Source organism: Prevotella sp. FD3004, from assembly GCF_000746155.1.
Classification (GTDB): domain Bacteria; phylum Bacteroidota; class Bacteroidia; order Bacteroidales; family Bacteroidaceae; genus Prevotella.
The window spans coordinates 136,922-151,355 of record NZ_JQKR01000011.1 but is presented as its reverse complement, the minus strand read 5'-3'; the positions used below and the strand labels follow the sequence as shown (position 1 = coordinate 151,355).

The 14,434-nt window shown below is 48.9% G+C and carries 15 protein-coding genes; 6 read left to right on the top strand and 9 right to left on the bottom strand.

Features of this window, described 5'->3' with window-relative positions; genetic code table 11:
- The first annotated feature begins 24 nt into the window (after positions 1-24).
- The gene (locus T325_RS03030) at positions 25-2,040 is read left to right on the top strand and encodes a PorE family type IX secretion system protein (RefSeq protein WP_036910307.1); all 2,016 of its coding nucleotides are present in this window, start codon (positions 25-27) and stop codon (positions 2,038-2,040) included.
- Here T325_RS03030 and T325_RS03025 read toward each other — a convergent pair.
- The 4 genes from T325_RS03025 to T325_RS12310 are packed head-to-tail and all read right to left on the bottom strand — an operon-like array spanning position 1,952 to position 3,762.
- Positions 1,952-2,341 carry a DUF5056 domain-containing protein gene (locus tag T325_RS03025; protein WP_036910306.1) on the bottom strand — a complete coding sequence of 130 codons (390 nt, stop codon included), beginning with the start codon at positions 2,339-2,341 and terminating at the stop codon, positions 1,952-1,954. The two genes, T325_RS03030 and T325_RS03025, sit on opposite strands and share 89 nt — an antisense overlap.
- Positions 2,325-2,864, bottom strand: coding sequence for an RNA polymerase sigma factor (locus tag T325_RS03020; protein ID WP_036910304.1), 540 nt, complete (start codon positions 2,862-2,864; stop codon positions 2,325-2,327). The genes T325_RS03025 and T325_RS03020 overlap by 17 nt, the downstream gene beginning before the upstream one ends.
- Before the next feature lie 14 nt (positions 2,865-2,878).
- Positions 2,879-3,076, bottom strand: coding sequence for a PspC domain-containing protein (locus T325_RS03015; RefSeq protein WP_036910303.1), 198 nt, complete (start codon positions 3,074-3,076; stop codon positions 2,879-2,881).
- 5 nt (positions 3,077-3,081) lie between these two features.
- On the bottom strand, positions 3,082-3,762 hold the full coding sequence (locus T325_RS12310) for a DUF6249 domain-containing protein (RefSeq protein WP_143058343.1): 681 nt from the start codon (positions 3,760-3,762) through the stop codon (positions 3,082-3,084).
- 117 nt (positions 3,763-3,879) lie between these two features.
- Between T325_RS12310 and T325_RS03005 the strand changes: the two genes are divergently transcribed.
- Genes T325_RS03005 through T325_RS02995 form a run of 3 tightly spaced genes read left to right on the top strand, consistent with a single transcriptional unit; the run spans position 3,880 to position 6,364 of the window.
- On the top strand, positions 3,880-5,094 hold the full coding sequence (locus tag T325_RS03005) for a methyltransferase RsmF C-terminal domain-like protein (protein ID WP_036910301.1): 1,215 nt from the start codon (positions 3,880-3,882) through the stop codon (positions 5,092-5,094).
- Complete coding sequence (locus T325_RS03000; protein WP_036910300.1) at positions 5,091-5,885, top strand: thymidylate synthase; 795 nt, start codon at positions 5,091-5,093, stop codon at positions 5,883-5,885. Before T325_RS03005 ends, T325_RS03000 begins: the two co-directional genes overlap by 4 nt.
- Positions 5,882-6,364 carry a dihydrofolate reductase gene (locus T325_RS02995; protein ID WP_036910299.1) on the top strand — a complete coding sequence of 161 codons (483 nt, stop codon included), beginning with the start codon at positions 5,882-5,884 and terminating at the stop codon, positions 6,362-6,364. Before T325_RS03000 ends, T325_RS02995 begins: the two co-directional genes overlap by 4 nt.
- An 8-nt stretch (positions 6,365-6,372) precedes the next feature.
- Here the strand turns inward: T325_RS02995 and T325_RS02990 are convergent, their stop codons facing one another.
- On the bottom strand, positions 6,373-6,861 hold the full coding sequence (locus T325_RS02990) for a TonB family protein (protein ID WP_036910298.1): 489 nt from the start codon (positions 6,859-6,861) through the stop codon (positions 6,373-6,375).
- Positions 6,858-7,241 (bottom strand): LytTR family DNA-binding domain-containing protein, encoded by a 384-nt coding sequence (locus T325_RS02985; protein WP_036910297.1) that lies wholly within the window; start codon positions 7,239-7,241, stop codon positions 6,858-6,860. The genes T325_RS02990 and T325_RS02985 overlap by 4 nt, the downstream gene beginning before the upstream one ends.
- A gap of 254 nt (positions 7,242-7,495) precedes the next feature.
- On the opposite strand from T325_RS02985, the gene T325_RS02980 reads away from it, so the two are divergent.
- Positions 7,496-9,586: an outer membrane beta-barrel protein gene (locus tag T325_RS02980; RefSeq protein WP_036910295.1), complete on the top strand. Its 2,091-nt coding sequence runs from the start codon at positions 7,496-7,498 to the stop codon at positions 9,584-9,586.
- 162 nt (positions 9,587-9,748) lie between these two features.
- Here the strand turns inward: T325_RS02980 and ccsA are convergent, their stop codons facing one another.
- The 3 genes from ccsA to T325_RS02965 are packed head-to-tail and all read right to left on the bottom strand — an operon-like array spanning position 9,749 to position 12,247.
- Complete coding sequence (gene ccsA, locus T325_RS02975; RefSeq protein WP_036910294.1) at positions 9,749-10,534, bottom strand: cytochrome c biogenesis protein CcsA; 786 nt, start codon at positions 10,532-10,534, stop codon at positions 9,749-9,751.
- Positions 10,531-11,391, bottom strand: coding sequence for a cytochrome c biogenesis ResB family protein (locus T325_RS02970; RefSeq protein WP_051949670.1), 861 nt, complete (start codon positions 11,389-11,391; stop codon positions 10,531-10,533). Before T325_RS02970 ends, ccsA begins: the two co-directional genes overlap by 4 nt.
- 52 nt (positions 11,392-11,443) lie before the next feature.
- Entirely contained in the window at positions 11,444-12,247 is an 804-nt protein-coding gene (locus T325_RS02965) for an SGNH/GDSL hydrolase family protein (protein ID WP_036910291.1), read from the bottom strand.
- Positions 12,248-12,346: 99 nt separating this feature from the next.
- On the opposite strand from T325_RS02965, the gene T325_RS02960 reads away from it, so the two are divergent.
- The gene (locus T325_RS02960) at positions 12,347-14,401 is read left to right on the top strand and encodes a TonB-dependent receptor plug domain-containing protein (RefSeq protein ID WP_036910290.1); all 2,055 of its coding nucleotides are present in this window, start codon (positions 12,347-12,349) and stop codon (positions 14,399-14,401) included.
- Positions 14,402-14,434: the final 33 nt, after the last annotated feature.

Genomic DNA, 14,434 nt, shown 5'->3' with positions numbered 1-14,434 from the left:
CAGATTCTTCGTTATTAATATGGTATGCGGAAGAATCTCACCATATTATATCTTCTTATCATCACGCTATTTCCCAGTTGTGGCCCTGAACAAGCCATGAAGAAAGGCGATAAGTTCTATGCCGTCGGAGAATACTTCGATGCCGCTGAACAATACAGAAAAGCATACTCACAGACTCCGACAAAGGAAAGAGCCACAAGGGGGCAACGTGCCAAATTACTCGCAGAGTGCTATCGTCGCATCAATGCCACCAACAAGGCTATCACAGCCTATAACAACGTGGTTCGCTACAAGCAAGCCGACACACTTACCCATCTCTATTTGGGACAGCTCTATCTTAAAAACGGCAATTACAAAGAAGCCGCCAAGCAGTTTAATATTGCATCCGACTCCTTACCAGAAAATCAACTTGTCAAGAACGGGATAAAGTCAGCTTTGATGGCTCCAGAATGGAAAAAACAGGGTTCGCCATATATCGTGAAGCGAATGGATATTTTCAATTCGCGACACGACGACTATTCGCCTATGTTAGGAGGCGATGACAATAACCTGCTTTATTTCACCTCTACCCGCAATCAGGCTCAGGGCGACGAATTGAGCGGCATCACAGGAGCCAAGGCTGCTGATATTTTCCTCTCACAAAAAGACGAACAGGGGCGTTGGACAAAACCCCAGAACATCGACTCCGAACTGAACTCTAATTTCGACGAAGGCGCATGCTGCTTCTCACCTGATGGAAAGACGATGTACCTTACACAATGCAAGACCGCTCTCAACTCTCCACGTTATGCGGGCATTGTTGTCTCTCATCGCTCCGACGCAACATGGAGTAAACCTACAGAACTTATCATCTCTAAAGATACTACCTCGAGTTTTGCACATCCTGCTGTTTCGCCTGATGGCGAATGGCTCTATTTTGTCAGCGACATGTCAGGAGGCATGGGAGGACTCGACATCTGGCGATGCCGTTTGCGAAGAGGCGAAGAGGCGGGAGCAGTTGAGAACCTAGGGCCTACCATCAACACTCCTGGCGATGAGATGTTTCCCACCTTTCGGCCTAATGGCGACTTATATTTCTCAAGCAACGGACATCCAGGCATGGGAGGACTAGATATCTTCATCGCCCATAACGGGAAGATTGAGCATCCGGGATTCCCTTTGAACTCCCAAGGCGATGATTTCGGAATGACTTTCGAAGGGGGAAAAAATCAAGGTTTTTTCTGTTCCAATCGTGGTGACCAACGAGGTAATGACCATATCTACAGTTTCTATAATCCAGAGATTATCCAAACAATAAAGGGGTGGGTATATGAGCAAGATGGCTACGAGCTTCCTACTGCCCAAGTGTATATGGTGGGGAATGATGGAACTAACCTGCGACTCAGTGTACGAGGTGACGGTTCCTTCACTCAGGAAGTCAAGCCTGGTGTAGACTACGTATTTCTAGCAACCTGTAAAGGCTATCTGAATCATCAGGAGCAATTGCGGGTAGAACCCGTTTCGACTTCAGAAGAGCGTACGCTTCAATTCCCGTTGGCAAATATCTCAGCCCCAGTACTGATAGAAAATATCTTCTATGACTTCGACAAAGCCAGCCTACGCCCAGAATCAACCACAGCCCTCAACGAACTGGTTCGTTTACTCAACGAGAATCCTAACATCACCATCGAGTTGTCTGCCCATACTGACTGTCGAGGCTCCGCTGCATATAACGAGCGTCTCTCACAACGACGCGCCGAGAGTGTAGTGAACTATCTCATAAACCACGGCATCGCATCTGCCCGCCTTACCCCAAAAGGTTATGGCGAGGCGAATCCCAAACGTATTAAGCGCAAAGTAGCCGAAAAATATAAGTTCCTCAAAGAGGGTGACATCTTATCCGAAGCTTTTATTGCCACACTCCCTGAGGAACAGCAAGAACAGTGCCATCAGCTGAACCGTCGCACTGAGTTTATTGTATTACGTACAACTTACGGGCTATTTGATAAGGCAGGAAGACTATTACAAAGCCCAGTGTCAGCAGAAGCGCCCAAGGATTAACAGGAATCTCCGTGGTTGTAGCCGTTACCAGCAACACCTCAAAAGCCGATACCAACATGTGAAATCCCCCCTGCAACAAATCTTTCAACACAGGCCAGCCCCCCAATAGGAAGAAGAGCACACTGCCTACCACAAGGCAGAACAACGTCCACAACCGCGATAGTCTGCGAGCCTCCTCAACCTCTCTGTCTGGCAGGTTCATCATTACCCGCTCCGTAAATCCATTGTCCTCAATCTGCTGCTTAGCAGCCTGCTTGAAGAACTCTTCTATCATAATCTTGTCTTTATCGTCCATAGCCATTTTCTTTTAAATAGATTGCTAATTTATCTTTTCCTCGCTTCAGGTGCGATTTCACCGTATTCTCGTTCATTCCCGTTATTTTACTTATTTGATCTATAGGATAGCCGTCAATAAGTTGCAGGGTAATACAGGTTCGTTCATCAGGCTTTAACTGCGCCAATGCCGTCTGTATGTCCATATTCATGCTAGTGTCGCTTCCTGACGTCTTGGTATTCTTAATCGCAGTGGTGTCTATATCTTCTGTTTGTTTTCTTGATCTTATCTCGTCGTAGAACACGTTATAAGCTATTCGCATCAGCCATGTTGAGAAACTCGCCACACCTCTGAACTTCGTTATATTGGTATAAGCCTTGATAAAAGTCTCTTGTGCCAGATCATCGCTCAACTGCCCGTCCCCCCCTGTCTGATTCAGGAAGAACCGTCTCACAGGCGACTGGTATTTCCTGACAAGCTGGTCGAAGGCCTTCTTGTTTCGGAACACAGCCACCTGCGTCACGAGTGCGATATCACTGAGCTCTGCCACTACTTTATTCCTTCTTATCTTTCTAATAAATTCTTTTCAGGCATTACCAGCCATAGTATGAAGTAGAAAAGTACTCCGCTAAAGCATGTAAAGAGCGTCAGAAACATGTAAGCTACCCTTACCATTACAGGATCAAAATCCAGATATTCTGCTATACCGCCACAAACTCCAGCTATGACTCTGTCGTTAGAGCGCCTCAATTTTTTTTCCATATGTCCTACACGTTTGAATTATTATTCCAATCCTCCATGTCCTGTCTCTTCTGAGAACCATTTTCTGTAAAATTGGACTTTCTTGAAATATACCACTTACCTAGTCCGATGAAGAATACCAGAGCACCGATACCAATACCTAACTTGCCTAAGATGATGCCAAGGAAGATGGCCAAGCCCACACCTGTGAACATCTGTCTTACACCTGTCTGGTAGTCTGAGCGATCCCAATCGTCCTGTTTTTCCTTCAACACGTCGTCAGGAATAGGCTGTCCGTTCTGGATGGCCATCTGTGCCAGCTTATATTTCTCACGACGATTCTTGTTCACGAAGTAGAAGATGGCGATGATGATACCTATCGGAGCAAATAAGAAGATAGTCAGAATTATCAACAATACGAAGCCCATCCCTAAGATTTCGTCATTGCCAAGACCACTGAACACGCTGTGTACTATTCTGTCAGCATCATCGTGTGAGCGATGGCGTGAGGTGATGTAACTGTCATCCTCAGCATCCTGAGCGTCAGCCACGGCCGTAGTGTCTGAGAATGCCTCGATTGCGTTCTGCTTGTTCTTTGTAGAGTCAACCTGCTCCGTACGCGGAGTGTGGCGGTGTTTCTGTGCAGCTGCTTCAACATTCATGCCGAGCGCGAGCACCATTGCGATTGCGAATAAATACTTTTTCATATCCTTTCAGTTTTTTAAATTCTACACCTGTTTGACGTAACAAATCATAAATTAGTTGCAAAGATAGTATTTTTTCCCATATTTTTTTTAATTTTGCGCAGAAAATCTGCATCAGACATGCAATTACCAGAGGATTTCATCCACGAAACAAGGCTGTTGATGGGTGACGAGCGCTTCAACCGCTTCTTGGAGGCATTCAATCACGATGCCCCCACAAGTATCCGTCTGAACCCGTTGAAACTTTTGACTCTGACAGGTTCAGATACCAAGCACCCGGAATTTGTCAAAGGACAGTCTGTTCCCTGGTGCAAAGAAGGCTATTACCTCGAAGGGCGCCCTCAGTTCACATTCGATCCCCTCTTCCACGCAGGTTGTTACTACGTACAAGAAGCCTCATCGATGTTTATCACTCACGCTTTACGCTATCTAAACCCTAGCTCCACACCGATGAAAGTCCTCGACCTCTGCGCAGCCCCTGGTGGCAAGTCTACGGCTCTGCGCAGTATGCTGCCCCAAAACAGTATGCTCGTGAGCAATGAACCGATGGCTAATCGCGCCCAGATTCTGCTCGAGAACATCACTAAGTGGGGTTGGCCCAACTGCATTGTCACCAACAATTACCCTCGCGACTTCCGCAAATCCAAGCTCAAGTTCGACCTCATACTCTGCGATGTGCCATGCTCTGGCGAAGGCATGTTCCGTAAAGACCCTGCCACTATCAGTGAATGGAGCGCCCAGAATGTTGAGAAGTGCTGGAAACTTCAGCGCGACATCGTCGAGGACGCATGGCAGTGTCTCCAACCAGATGGAACGCTCATATATAGTACCTGCACATTCAATACAAAAGAAAACGAGGAGAACATCCGTTGGATGATAGATACACTCGAAGCCGAGCCCATAGCCATTCCCGTAGAACCAGAATGGAACATCACGGGGTCGCTGCTCAAAGGCTTCGATGCCCCTGTCTATCGCTTCATCCCAGGCATCACGCGTGGCGAAGGTCTGTTCCTTTGCGTCCTCCGCAAACAAGGGGATTTCACCCCCGCCCCCAACAAGTCATTGTCTTTGAAGATACTAAAGGCAGACTTGCCTGATGGCGAATTCCCCCAAGCAGACGTCTCCTATCCAGAGGCTCTGAAATATCTGCGCGGCGAGGCCATCGTGTTACCAGCCAACACACCACGTGGCATTGTAAACGTGAGTTATCAGGGCTTTGTGCTTGGCCCTGCCAAAAACATCGGCTCACGCGCAAATAACCTCTATCCCAAGGCGTGGCGCATCAAGACCACCCACCTGCCATCAGAAGAAATAAAAATCATCAACATACAATGAAACAATATTTAGACATTCTCAACCGCATCCTTACCGAAGGCACTGAAAAAGGTGACCGTACAGGAACAGGAACCATCAGCATCTTCGGCACTCAGAGTCGTTACAATCTCGACGACGGATTTCCTTTGCTCACTACCAAGAAACTGCATCTCAAGTCCATCATCTATGAACTGCTGTGGTTTCTCAAGGGCGATACCAATGTAAAGTATCTGCAAGATCATGGCGTGCGCATCTGGAACGAGTGGGCTGATGAGAATGGCGAATTGGGGCCCGTTTATGGTCATCAATGGCGTTCATGGCCCGACTACAACGGAGGCACCATCGACCAGATTCAATACGTACTCAATCAGCTGAAGACCAATCCCAACTCTCGACGCATGATCGTTTCTGCATGGAACGTGGCCGAGGTCAATAAAATGGCTCTGCCTCCATGTCATACAATATTCCAATTCTATGTGGCCGATGGGCGGCTCTCACTCCAGCTTTACCAACGAAGCGCAGACACTTTCTTGGGTGTGCCATTCAACATCGCCTCCTACGCCTTACTGCTCCAGATGATGGCACAGGTAACAGGTCTCAAGGCTGGCGACTTTATCCACACCACAGGCGATACCCATCTCTATTTGAACCATATCGAGCAGGCTAAGCTTCAACTCACACGTGAGCCCCGCCCCTTACCTCGCATGATTATCAATCCCGACGTGAAGTCGCTCTTTGACTTCCAATTCGAGGACTTCCAGCTTGAAGGCTACGATCCTCATCCTCATATTAAAGCAGAAGTTAGCGTATGATATCTATAATTGCAAACGTGGCCAAGAACAGGGCCATTGGAAATAATAACAAACTCATCTACTGGTTACCCAATGATATGAAGCGCTTCAAAGCGCTCACCACGGGTCACACCATTATCATGGGACGTAACACGTTTCTCTCACTACCCAAAGGCGCTTTGCCCAATCGTCGTAACATCGTACTAAGCCGCAGTGCCAAAGCATTTGAAGGGTGCGATGTCTACCCCTCGCTCGATGAGGCTCTGAAGCATTGCACCAGCGATGAAGACATCTATATCATTGGAGGCGCCAGCGTCTACAAACAAGCCCTTGCCATGGCCGATCGCCTCTGCTTGACGGAGGTCGACAACACACCTGCAGAAGCCGACACCTTTTTCCCGCCCTATCAGGACGAATGGAAAGAAGAAAGCCGTGAAGATTATCCTGCTGACGATCGTCACGACTTCGCATATTCGTTTGTCGATTATATCCGTAAGTAGGACTGTGCTTATTGGGGCGTCTTGAACTTCACGGGCAGTGTATAGCGCATGTTTGTAGCTGTTCCGTCTGCCAGTCTTGCTGGCGCCCATTTTGGGCATGTTTTCAGCAGACTCACCACCTGCTGTCCAAACGCCTTCTGCTCAGGCTGCGACACGATTTCAATATCAGCCATGTCGCCCTCTTGCGTGATGACAAATGCCACAACCACCTTAGCCTCGATGCTCTCCAAGCCTTTAGGATACTTAATGTTGACACTCACCCACTTCAGGAACTCGCTGAAGTCATACTGCCCATCAAACTTAGGCGACATAGCGTTTTCAGGCAACACCTCTATAGCATTCAGTTCCTGTGTGGGCTGAGTGCTTCTTTTGGGGCGGCCTTGCGCTAGCCAGAGCGCTATACCCGCTGCTATACAGAGGGCAATGATGACATACCTGAGCCAATGGGCACGTTTTTTGCCACCTATCACATATACATCGTTTTCCATATTCTTCATAATAACCTCCTGCTTTTTACGTTTTCTTCAATCATCGACTTGAGTGACTTCAAGGCTTCACGCGACGCGCTGAGCGTAAAGCCCTCGCCCATCCTGCTACCCGACAAAACAAGTTCCTGCGACGGGATGTTGATACAGTAAATGTAGTTGCTGTTAATAATCAGACTTTTACCTAAGCGGATAAACACCTGTGACTCCAATCCCAACTGACTCTCCAGAAGTTTTTCAAACGCCGACAGATTGAAAGAAAATACGTGTTTGCGCCCATCAGTCAATACCATCGTCGAGTAGCTGCCGTCTGAAGAGATGTACGCGATATCGGGCACAGCCACCCTCACTAGTACATTACTGTTCGATAATATCAAATACTTTATATCCATGCTTTGATTCGATATTTTGCTGCAAATATACATATTTTCATCTGATTAACAGACGACTATTGCTCCTTTATTTCACGAAATATGCCGTTCAGTTCATGAAATCCACATTTTCAAGCTCAGACAGCCCCTATAACGTACATTTTTCGAGCTTCTCATATCATTTGATGAACTCAAAGCAGGTGTTCATGAAACGAGGTCTTTCCGATTTGTTTTTCCTCATTTTTCTACTTACCTTTGCCACCATGAAACGAATAATGAATATTTTTTTTCTAACAGTCGGCGTTGCTGTGGCATCGTTTGGCCAGACTCCTTCGGAGAAGCCGGGTAACAGCCTTGTTGACACAACCTTCCAACTGAAGGGCATCACCGTGCAGGGGCGTCTGCCCATGCGAGTCAATGAAAATGGCGCTCTGCACTACAGCGGCCAGCAACTCATGGCGGATCGTCCTATCCGTCATGCACTCGATATGCTCGACGAGATACCCACACTACAGAAGTCTGGGACGGCATATACCATTGTCGGAGCCACCTCATTCTCCATTCTCGTCAATGGAAAGAAAAGCGGTATGAACCAAGAACAACTCCTATCCTACCTCTCTTCGCTGTCACCCAACCGCGTGGCCAGCATTGACGTCTACTACAATACCCCTCGCCGTTTTGGTGTGCGAGGCGCTTCAGTCAACATCACACTTACCAAAGAGCACTCTAATTCATTGAAGCTCAATGGCGACATGAATGCCAGCCTCAGCCAAGCCACCTACACAGGAGCTAACGGAGGTCTGAATCTAGCTCTTTCATCTCCCAAGTGGTCGGCCAACATGGGTTATGCTGGTACCTATGACAAGTCGGCCACTCAGATGAATCTCAATGCCCTTCACCCCTTGGCAGGCCACACCTACGACGTCGCTCAGACCGACCATCACACCTTCAAGTCACTCGACAACAGCCTCTATGCTGATGCCGACATCACGTTGGGCGAGCACACTTCAATCTCACTATCTTATGTGCTGCAACACGACCATCCCAAGAGCAACGCCACAGCCGCTACTACGATAAATGCTGCACCCATTCTGAGCGACACCCACACCAAGAGTCCCTCATGGCTCCACAACCTCGAAGCCTCACTCAGTCATCACGATTTCGAGATAGGTGCCAGCGCCACCTTCTACAACGAGAAAGAGCACCAGGATCTCACCGACTCCCAACAAAGTAGTCTCGACTGCAGCTACAAGCAACAAGTGTCTAAACTCAGTCTTTTCGTCGACCACAAAATCAGCCTGATGGGCGGCCATATCAACTATGGTATCCGGGGCAACATCGCCACCACAACCAACCACAAGGAGTTCCTGTCGTCCCAAGGTTTCACTGGGGAATCATTCAAGTTCGAGCAGAAGGAGCAGACGGGCTCCGCTTACGTGGGTTATCGCCATTCTCTGGGCAAGAAAGGCTTCATCGACCTGTCACTCGAGAGCGAGTATTTCCACTCGTCGTACAGTAAGGATGGCGTCCCCGCCACCACACTTTGGCAGGAGTGGCAACTCTATCCCTCGCTCACCCTCGTCTATCGCCCACGCACCGCCCGCGTCATCCAGCTCACATTCAACAGCGAAAAGCGCTATCCCACTTACTGGACCACTGCGGCCAACCGCACCTATATCAATACTTACTGCGTGAACGACGGTAACACCTCGCTAAAGCCCTACGTCAAGTACAGCCTCAACCTCAATTATATCATCCAATCAAAATACGTGTTTGGCGTGTTTGCCGAGTCAAGCCCCCACCGCTTTACTCAGTCCATGACACTCAGCGACAAAGAACTCTGTGCTATCTACAAATATTTCAACATGCGTCATGACTATCGTTATGGTCTCATGGCTGTCTTACCCATCGACTGGACCCAACAGTTCCAGTCGCGCCTCACCACTATGGTCTTCGACATGCACCAGAGCGGGCAACTCGACGCTACATCATTCTCAAAGCGTAAGGTCGCATCGATGCTCAGACTCAACAACAATCTCTCTCTTTTTCAAAAGAAGCTCCTTCTCGAGCTTTCCTGCTGGTACCAGTTCCCTGCCATTCAGGGCTGCTACGACATTCAGGAGATGTATTCCGTCTCAGCTGGTATCACCTGGATTCCCCCAGTCGAGGGTCTCTCGCTCACCTTCCATGGCGAGGATATCTTCGACACCTACCGTACGAAAACCAAGTGCCACATTGGTCAGACGAGCTACGCCTTCACCAACCATGTCGACATGCAAGCCTTCTCACTCACCGTACGCTACACTTTCAACGGCTACAAAACCCACAAGCAGAAATCAGTCGACACCTCGCGATTCGGGAAATAGCACAAGAACTAATGGATAAGTTCGAATCTTAGTCGGATTAAAAGGGGACTTTACTCCGGGTAAAGTTGGGGTTTAGTCGGAGTAAAGTCCAAGTTTGATCCATATCTTGTTGAAGAAACTCTAATCGGGACAAAAAATGCAAAAAACTTTCCTTCTCTGGCCTCAATTACTATAGGTATGGACGCTGGCGCCTTGGGCGCTGGGCAGGTAGTTGATGCCCCACCAGCACATCTGCAAGAGCACGAAAGCGACTAACAGGGTTATGAGCGCCAGATAGCGGTTGTGGCGTGGCTGCTGGCGATAGTGGATGTAGCCCAGATAGGCAAACCACGTGATGGCTGCCCACGTCTCTTTAGGATCCCACGACCAATAGTGGCCCCACGCTTCCTTGGCCCAGAGGGCACCGAAAAGCATGCCAAATGTCATGAAAGCCAGACCCGCATACACGAGATTGTCAGTGATGAGGAATTCTTCTTTGCTGACGGCCGACTTCTTGAAAAAGAGCAGATAGAGGGCCATGACAGTTGCGGCTCCCAGTAGGGCATAGGCAAACATGTAGACAATGACATGGGGCGCAAACCAGGGGCTCTGAAGGGCTGGCATGAGCGTCTTGGAGTGGATTTCGGGCTTGAACAGATTGACACAGATGAACACAAGCGCCAGAATGGTGGAGAAGGTGAGAATCCACTTGTACCTCCAGCGCGAATAGACAATGATACCCGCCAAGGGCAAGAAGAACGAGTACCAGAGGCGTGTCTCGCCCATAGTACGCAAGGGCGGACGCTCAAGCGACACCCACATTGACAGGATAAACGCGAAGAATACAAACAGGCCAGCAATGGTAGAGACTGTGGCGAGACGCGACTTAGAACGCCATGCGGACCATGCGCCAAAAGCCCACAACAGCACTGCAGGGAGTGCAAAATAAATGAAATGATGCCAAGTCATACGCGTTTCCTCCTTTCTCCTAAAACAAACATAAACACGGCCCCACCCAGCATCATGTAGATGCCCAGATATACGAGTGGCAACCAAGGGTCGTTCACCAGTTCAAGGATGGATATCTGACTCATGGCACCCATCTGGGTGTCGTAGCCATACTGATAGATCTTCCACCCATCAACCTTTACGGGCTTGTTAACATCGACGGTAGTCTGAATGCGCTTGCCAGACTTGGTAAGTATCTGTACATCAGAAGCAAAGCGACGAGGCGATCCATCATCATAGGTCTCCATGATAAAACGCTTGAGTTCAATGGCAATAGGCATCTCGACAATAGCCCCACCAGAGGCAAGGGCACGCCACTCGGGTTCATCAACGGTGGTAACCATCTTGAGGCGCTGCATGTCGGCATTGCCCAAAGTGGCAGTGGTCATAGCAAGAAACAGCCCAAGATGGTTGAGCATGAAGGGTATGTCGCGACGCCAACGGAAACGAAGCGAGCGACGGATTATGACAAGTCCCAAAATAAGGGCAATATAGACATAGACGAGCACAAAGGGCCAGAATGAGAGCATGTCACTGAACCACGATCCTGAGCCATCCTGACGCACCAGTCCCATGACAATAGTGAGCACCACGGCATAGAAAAGGGCGGGAATAGCAGCTCGATTGGAGCCAATGAACTGACAGACGTAGAAACGGCGTCCCAACAGGGATACGATGGCTATGAGGGCGAAAAAGCCTACAAGCACAAAGCCGTTGACGGGCCACGCAAAGGTATTCCACACAACGCGCCCCACGCTGAGCTGAAGTACTAAGCCCGCCGCGACAACACCAGCCCCTATCAAGAAGCCCTCTTTCATTGTAAACGGTTTATTCCACATAAGATATATCAAAAAACAGTTAAAAACATTCTCAGAACACAGGCAGAGCAAGCAGTTGATACATCAAAGTAAGCGCCATGCGTCGATGCCCCTCATCGTTGGGGTGCAGGCGATCGTTCTCTGCACTTTTGAAATACTGGGTATGCTCATCCATCAGAGGATAAAGGCCACTAAGAGCATTGAGGTCGATGACAGGGATAGCCCAGAGATTGCCAGCCTGTTTGACAGACTCGACATAGGCATCAAGGTACTCTCCGCACTTGTTGGTATAATCTTCACGTGGCTGCCAATTACTCTCGTTGGCATAGAATTCTGCGCGATGAATGGGGGTGAGCAATGCTATCTGCTTGGTGGGATAGAGACGCTTCACATAGTCGAGTGCCTTGTTGATGCGACCACGATAGGTTGAATCGCACATTATGGGGTAGCGATGGAGACGGTCTACGGGATGTTTCTGTTCATGGATGCCAGCCACCACTTTTTCCAGACGCTCTGTAAACCAATCGCCAATGGGCACACCAGCATTATAATCGTTGGTACCTATGAATATAAGGATTGCGTCAACATCGTCGTCATGCTCAGCCTTCAGCTTATCTGCCTGGGCAGGAATGTCGTTCCATTGCCGTCCACTGATGCCATAGACGTAAGGGACAATGTCGAGCCACTCTTGCAGATAATGCCAATACTTCAGTTTAGACCCACTGTTTCGGGGGTCGGTGATAGAGTCGCCAAAATAGGCCACACGCTTACCTTGCCAAGGATGGCGAATGAGTTGCTGGGAAAGAACTGGGAGCACCAGTAAAGCACTCAAAAGAACGGTCAATAGTCGTTTCATGATGCGATTTATTCTGTATTTTGTGCAAAGGTACGAATATTTTTTGTACTTTTGCACTCGTTTTGCAAGAAGCAGAGCACTTTAAGAACATTTTAACACATGTACAAACCAACATTCAACATGAAGCGCCAACGCCTGGTGTTCCGTCATTTCGGAAACAAAGGCTACTCGCTCTTTGCTTGTCTCGGTAGAGAGGTGGTGTGCAGTGTGCTCTCTGTAGCCACGCTGACCTATGCCTCTGCGGAGAGTGTTGCGACAAAACCCGTCGTAACCGACTCTGCCACGATGACAACAGCCCGCGAGATGATGCTCGAGGAGGTCAGTGTAACTGGCTCGAGGGCGCCCCTGACGAAAAGTCAGGCTGCGAGAATGGTAACTGTATTGGAGCGCCAGGATATTGCGCAGGCTCCAGTACAAAGTATTAACGATTTGCTGAAATACGCCGTAGGCGTGGATGTACGTCAGCGTGGACCGATTGGCGCGCAGACCGACATCTCGATTCGGGGAGGTACGTCAGACCAGATCATCCTGCTACTCAACGGAATCAACATCTGTGATCCGCAAACGGGACACAACGCAATGGATCTGCCCATCGACCTGAGCGAGATTGTGAGGATAGAGGTGGTAGAAGGTCCTGCGGGACGCATCTATGGCACCTCATCTCTAGTCGGGGCGATTAACATCGTGACGAAGCCAGCCCTGCAGACAAGCTCTGATCTGACACTAGAGGGAGGCTCGTATGGCTATGCGAAGGCAAGCGGAAGAACGAACCTGAAACTTGGACTCTGGAACAATCAGGTGAGTGCCAGCTACAGTCGCAGTGATGGTTATAGTCGCTCGAAGGCTGGAACGCTGAATACAGACTTCAGTGGTTCAAAGGCTTTCTATCAGGGGCAATACGAAGATGAGACCATCAGGCTGAACTGGCATCTTGGGATGGCTGACAAAGGCTATGGATCGAGCACGTTCTGGGCCTCACCCAAGTGGCAGGCCGACAATCAGTATGAACACACCACGAAACTCTATTCGGCCATTCAGGGTGAAACGAAGCAAGGCAGACTACACTTCGCACCCAGCATCTACTGGAATCAGAACCGCGACCGTTATGAAGGGTATCGCGACATGCCAGAGAAGATGAAATTCAACTATAACCGCACAGATGTATATGGAGTCGGTTTGAGCAGCTATTTCGACTGGAAGGCAGGACGAACGGCCTTTGGCGCAGAACTGAGAAATGAGGATCTGGTAAGTGGGAACTTAGGCGAGCCACTCACGCAAGCTCACCATATTAAAGGTACTGACAGAGAGTATACACTTGGCGTGAACCGTACCAACATCAGTGGTTTTCTGGAGCATAACCTGTTACTGAAGCATTTCACACTATCAGCAGGACTGGTGGCGGTAAAGAACTCATGGAGCAATATGAACATGACTGTTTACCCTGGAATTGACATCAGCTATCGCCCTAATAACAAATGGACTCTGCATACCTCATACAACACATCGTTACGTATGCCTTCGTTCACAGAGATGTACTACAAGCTACAGGGCTATAGTGCGAACCCGCACCTGAAACCTGAAGAGATGAGGGCTCTAGAAGCTGGTATTACCTATCACACATGGCTCGTCACCTTCAGTACCACTATCTGGCATCACCATGGACGCAACATGATTGACTGGATTATGGACACCTCGAAGGGCGATGATGCTGTATGGCAGAGCGTGAATCACACCAAGGTGAACAGCATTGGCGCTGAGCTATCAGCGACAGTCCGCCTACAGCAAGCTGTTGTAAAACTGAGCTACAGCTACATCAACCAAGAAAAGAATCTGGAAGCGGGCGTCGTGTCGCAATATGCGCTGGAGTATCTGCGCCACAAACTGGTGGCTCATGCCCAACTACCATTGTGGAGACAACTCACATTGTACGTCAACCTGCGTTGGCAAGACCGCGTGGGCCAATACACCGACTTCGATGGCATCGCACACAATTATCAGCCCTATACGCTGATTGACTCCCGATTGTCATGGCAACAAAAAACATGGAAACTATATGTAGAGGCCAACAACCTATTCGACAAGGATTATGTAGACTTTGGACACGTTCAGGAACCTGGTCGCTGGATAATAACAGGATTCAGTATCAGACTATAAATATTAATCCCCCATCAGTTTGATGGGGGATTA

Coding starts and splice junctions, on each gene's coding strand:
- T325_RS03030 (WP_036910307.1), top strand. CDS start 25: ATGCGGAAGAATCTCACCATATTATATCTTCTTATCATCACGCTATTT.
- T325_RS03025 (WP_036910306.1), bottom strand. CDS start 2,341: ATGGCTATGGACGATAAAGACAAGATTATGATAGAAGAGTTCTTCAAG.
- T325_RS03015 (WP_036910303.1), bottom strand. CDS start 3,076: ATGGAAAAAAAATTGAGGCGCTCTAACGACAGAGTCATAGCTGGAGTT.
- T325_RS12310 (WP_143058343.1), bottom strand. CDS start 3,762: ATGAAAAAGTATTTATTCGCAATCGCAATGGTGCTCGCGCTCGGCATG.
- T325_RS03005 (WP_036910301.1), top strand. CDS start 3,880: ATGCAATTACCAGAGGATTTCATCCACGAAACAAGGCTGTTGATGGGT.
- T325_RS03000 (WP_036910300.1), top strand. CDS start 5,091: ATGAAACAATATTTAGACATTCTCAACCGCATCCTTACCGAAGGCACT.
- T325_RS02995 (WP_036910299.1), top strand. CDS start 5,882: ATGATATCTATAATTGCAAACGTGGCCAAGAACAGGGCCATTGGAAAT.
- T325_RS02990 (WP_036910298.1), bottom strand. CDS start 6,861: ATGAAGAATATGGAAAACGATGTATATGTGATAGGTGGCAAAAAACGT.
- T325_RS02985 (WP_036910297.1), bottom strand. CDS start 7,241: ATGGATATAAAGTATTTGATATTATCGAACAGTAATGTACTAGTGAGG.
- T325_RS02980 (WP_036910295.1), top strand. CDS start 7,496: ATGAATATTTTTTTTCTAACAGTCGGCGTTGCTGTGGCATCGTTTGGC.
- ccsA (WP_036910294.1), bottom strand. CDS start 10,534: ATGACTTGGCATCATTTCATTTATTTTGCACTCCCTGCAGTGCTGTTG.
- T325_RS02970 (WP_051949670.1), bottom strand. CDS start 11,391: ATGAAAGAGGGCTTCTTGATAGGGGCTGGTGTTGTCGCGGCGGGCTTA.
- T325_RS02965 (WP_036910291.1), bottom strand. CDS start 12,247: ATGAAACGACTATTGACCGTTCTTTTGAGTGCTTTACTGGTGCTCCCA.
- T325_RS02960 (WP_036910290.1), top strand. CDS start 12,347: ATGTACAAACCAACATTCAACATGAAGCGCCAACGCCTGGTGTTCCGT.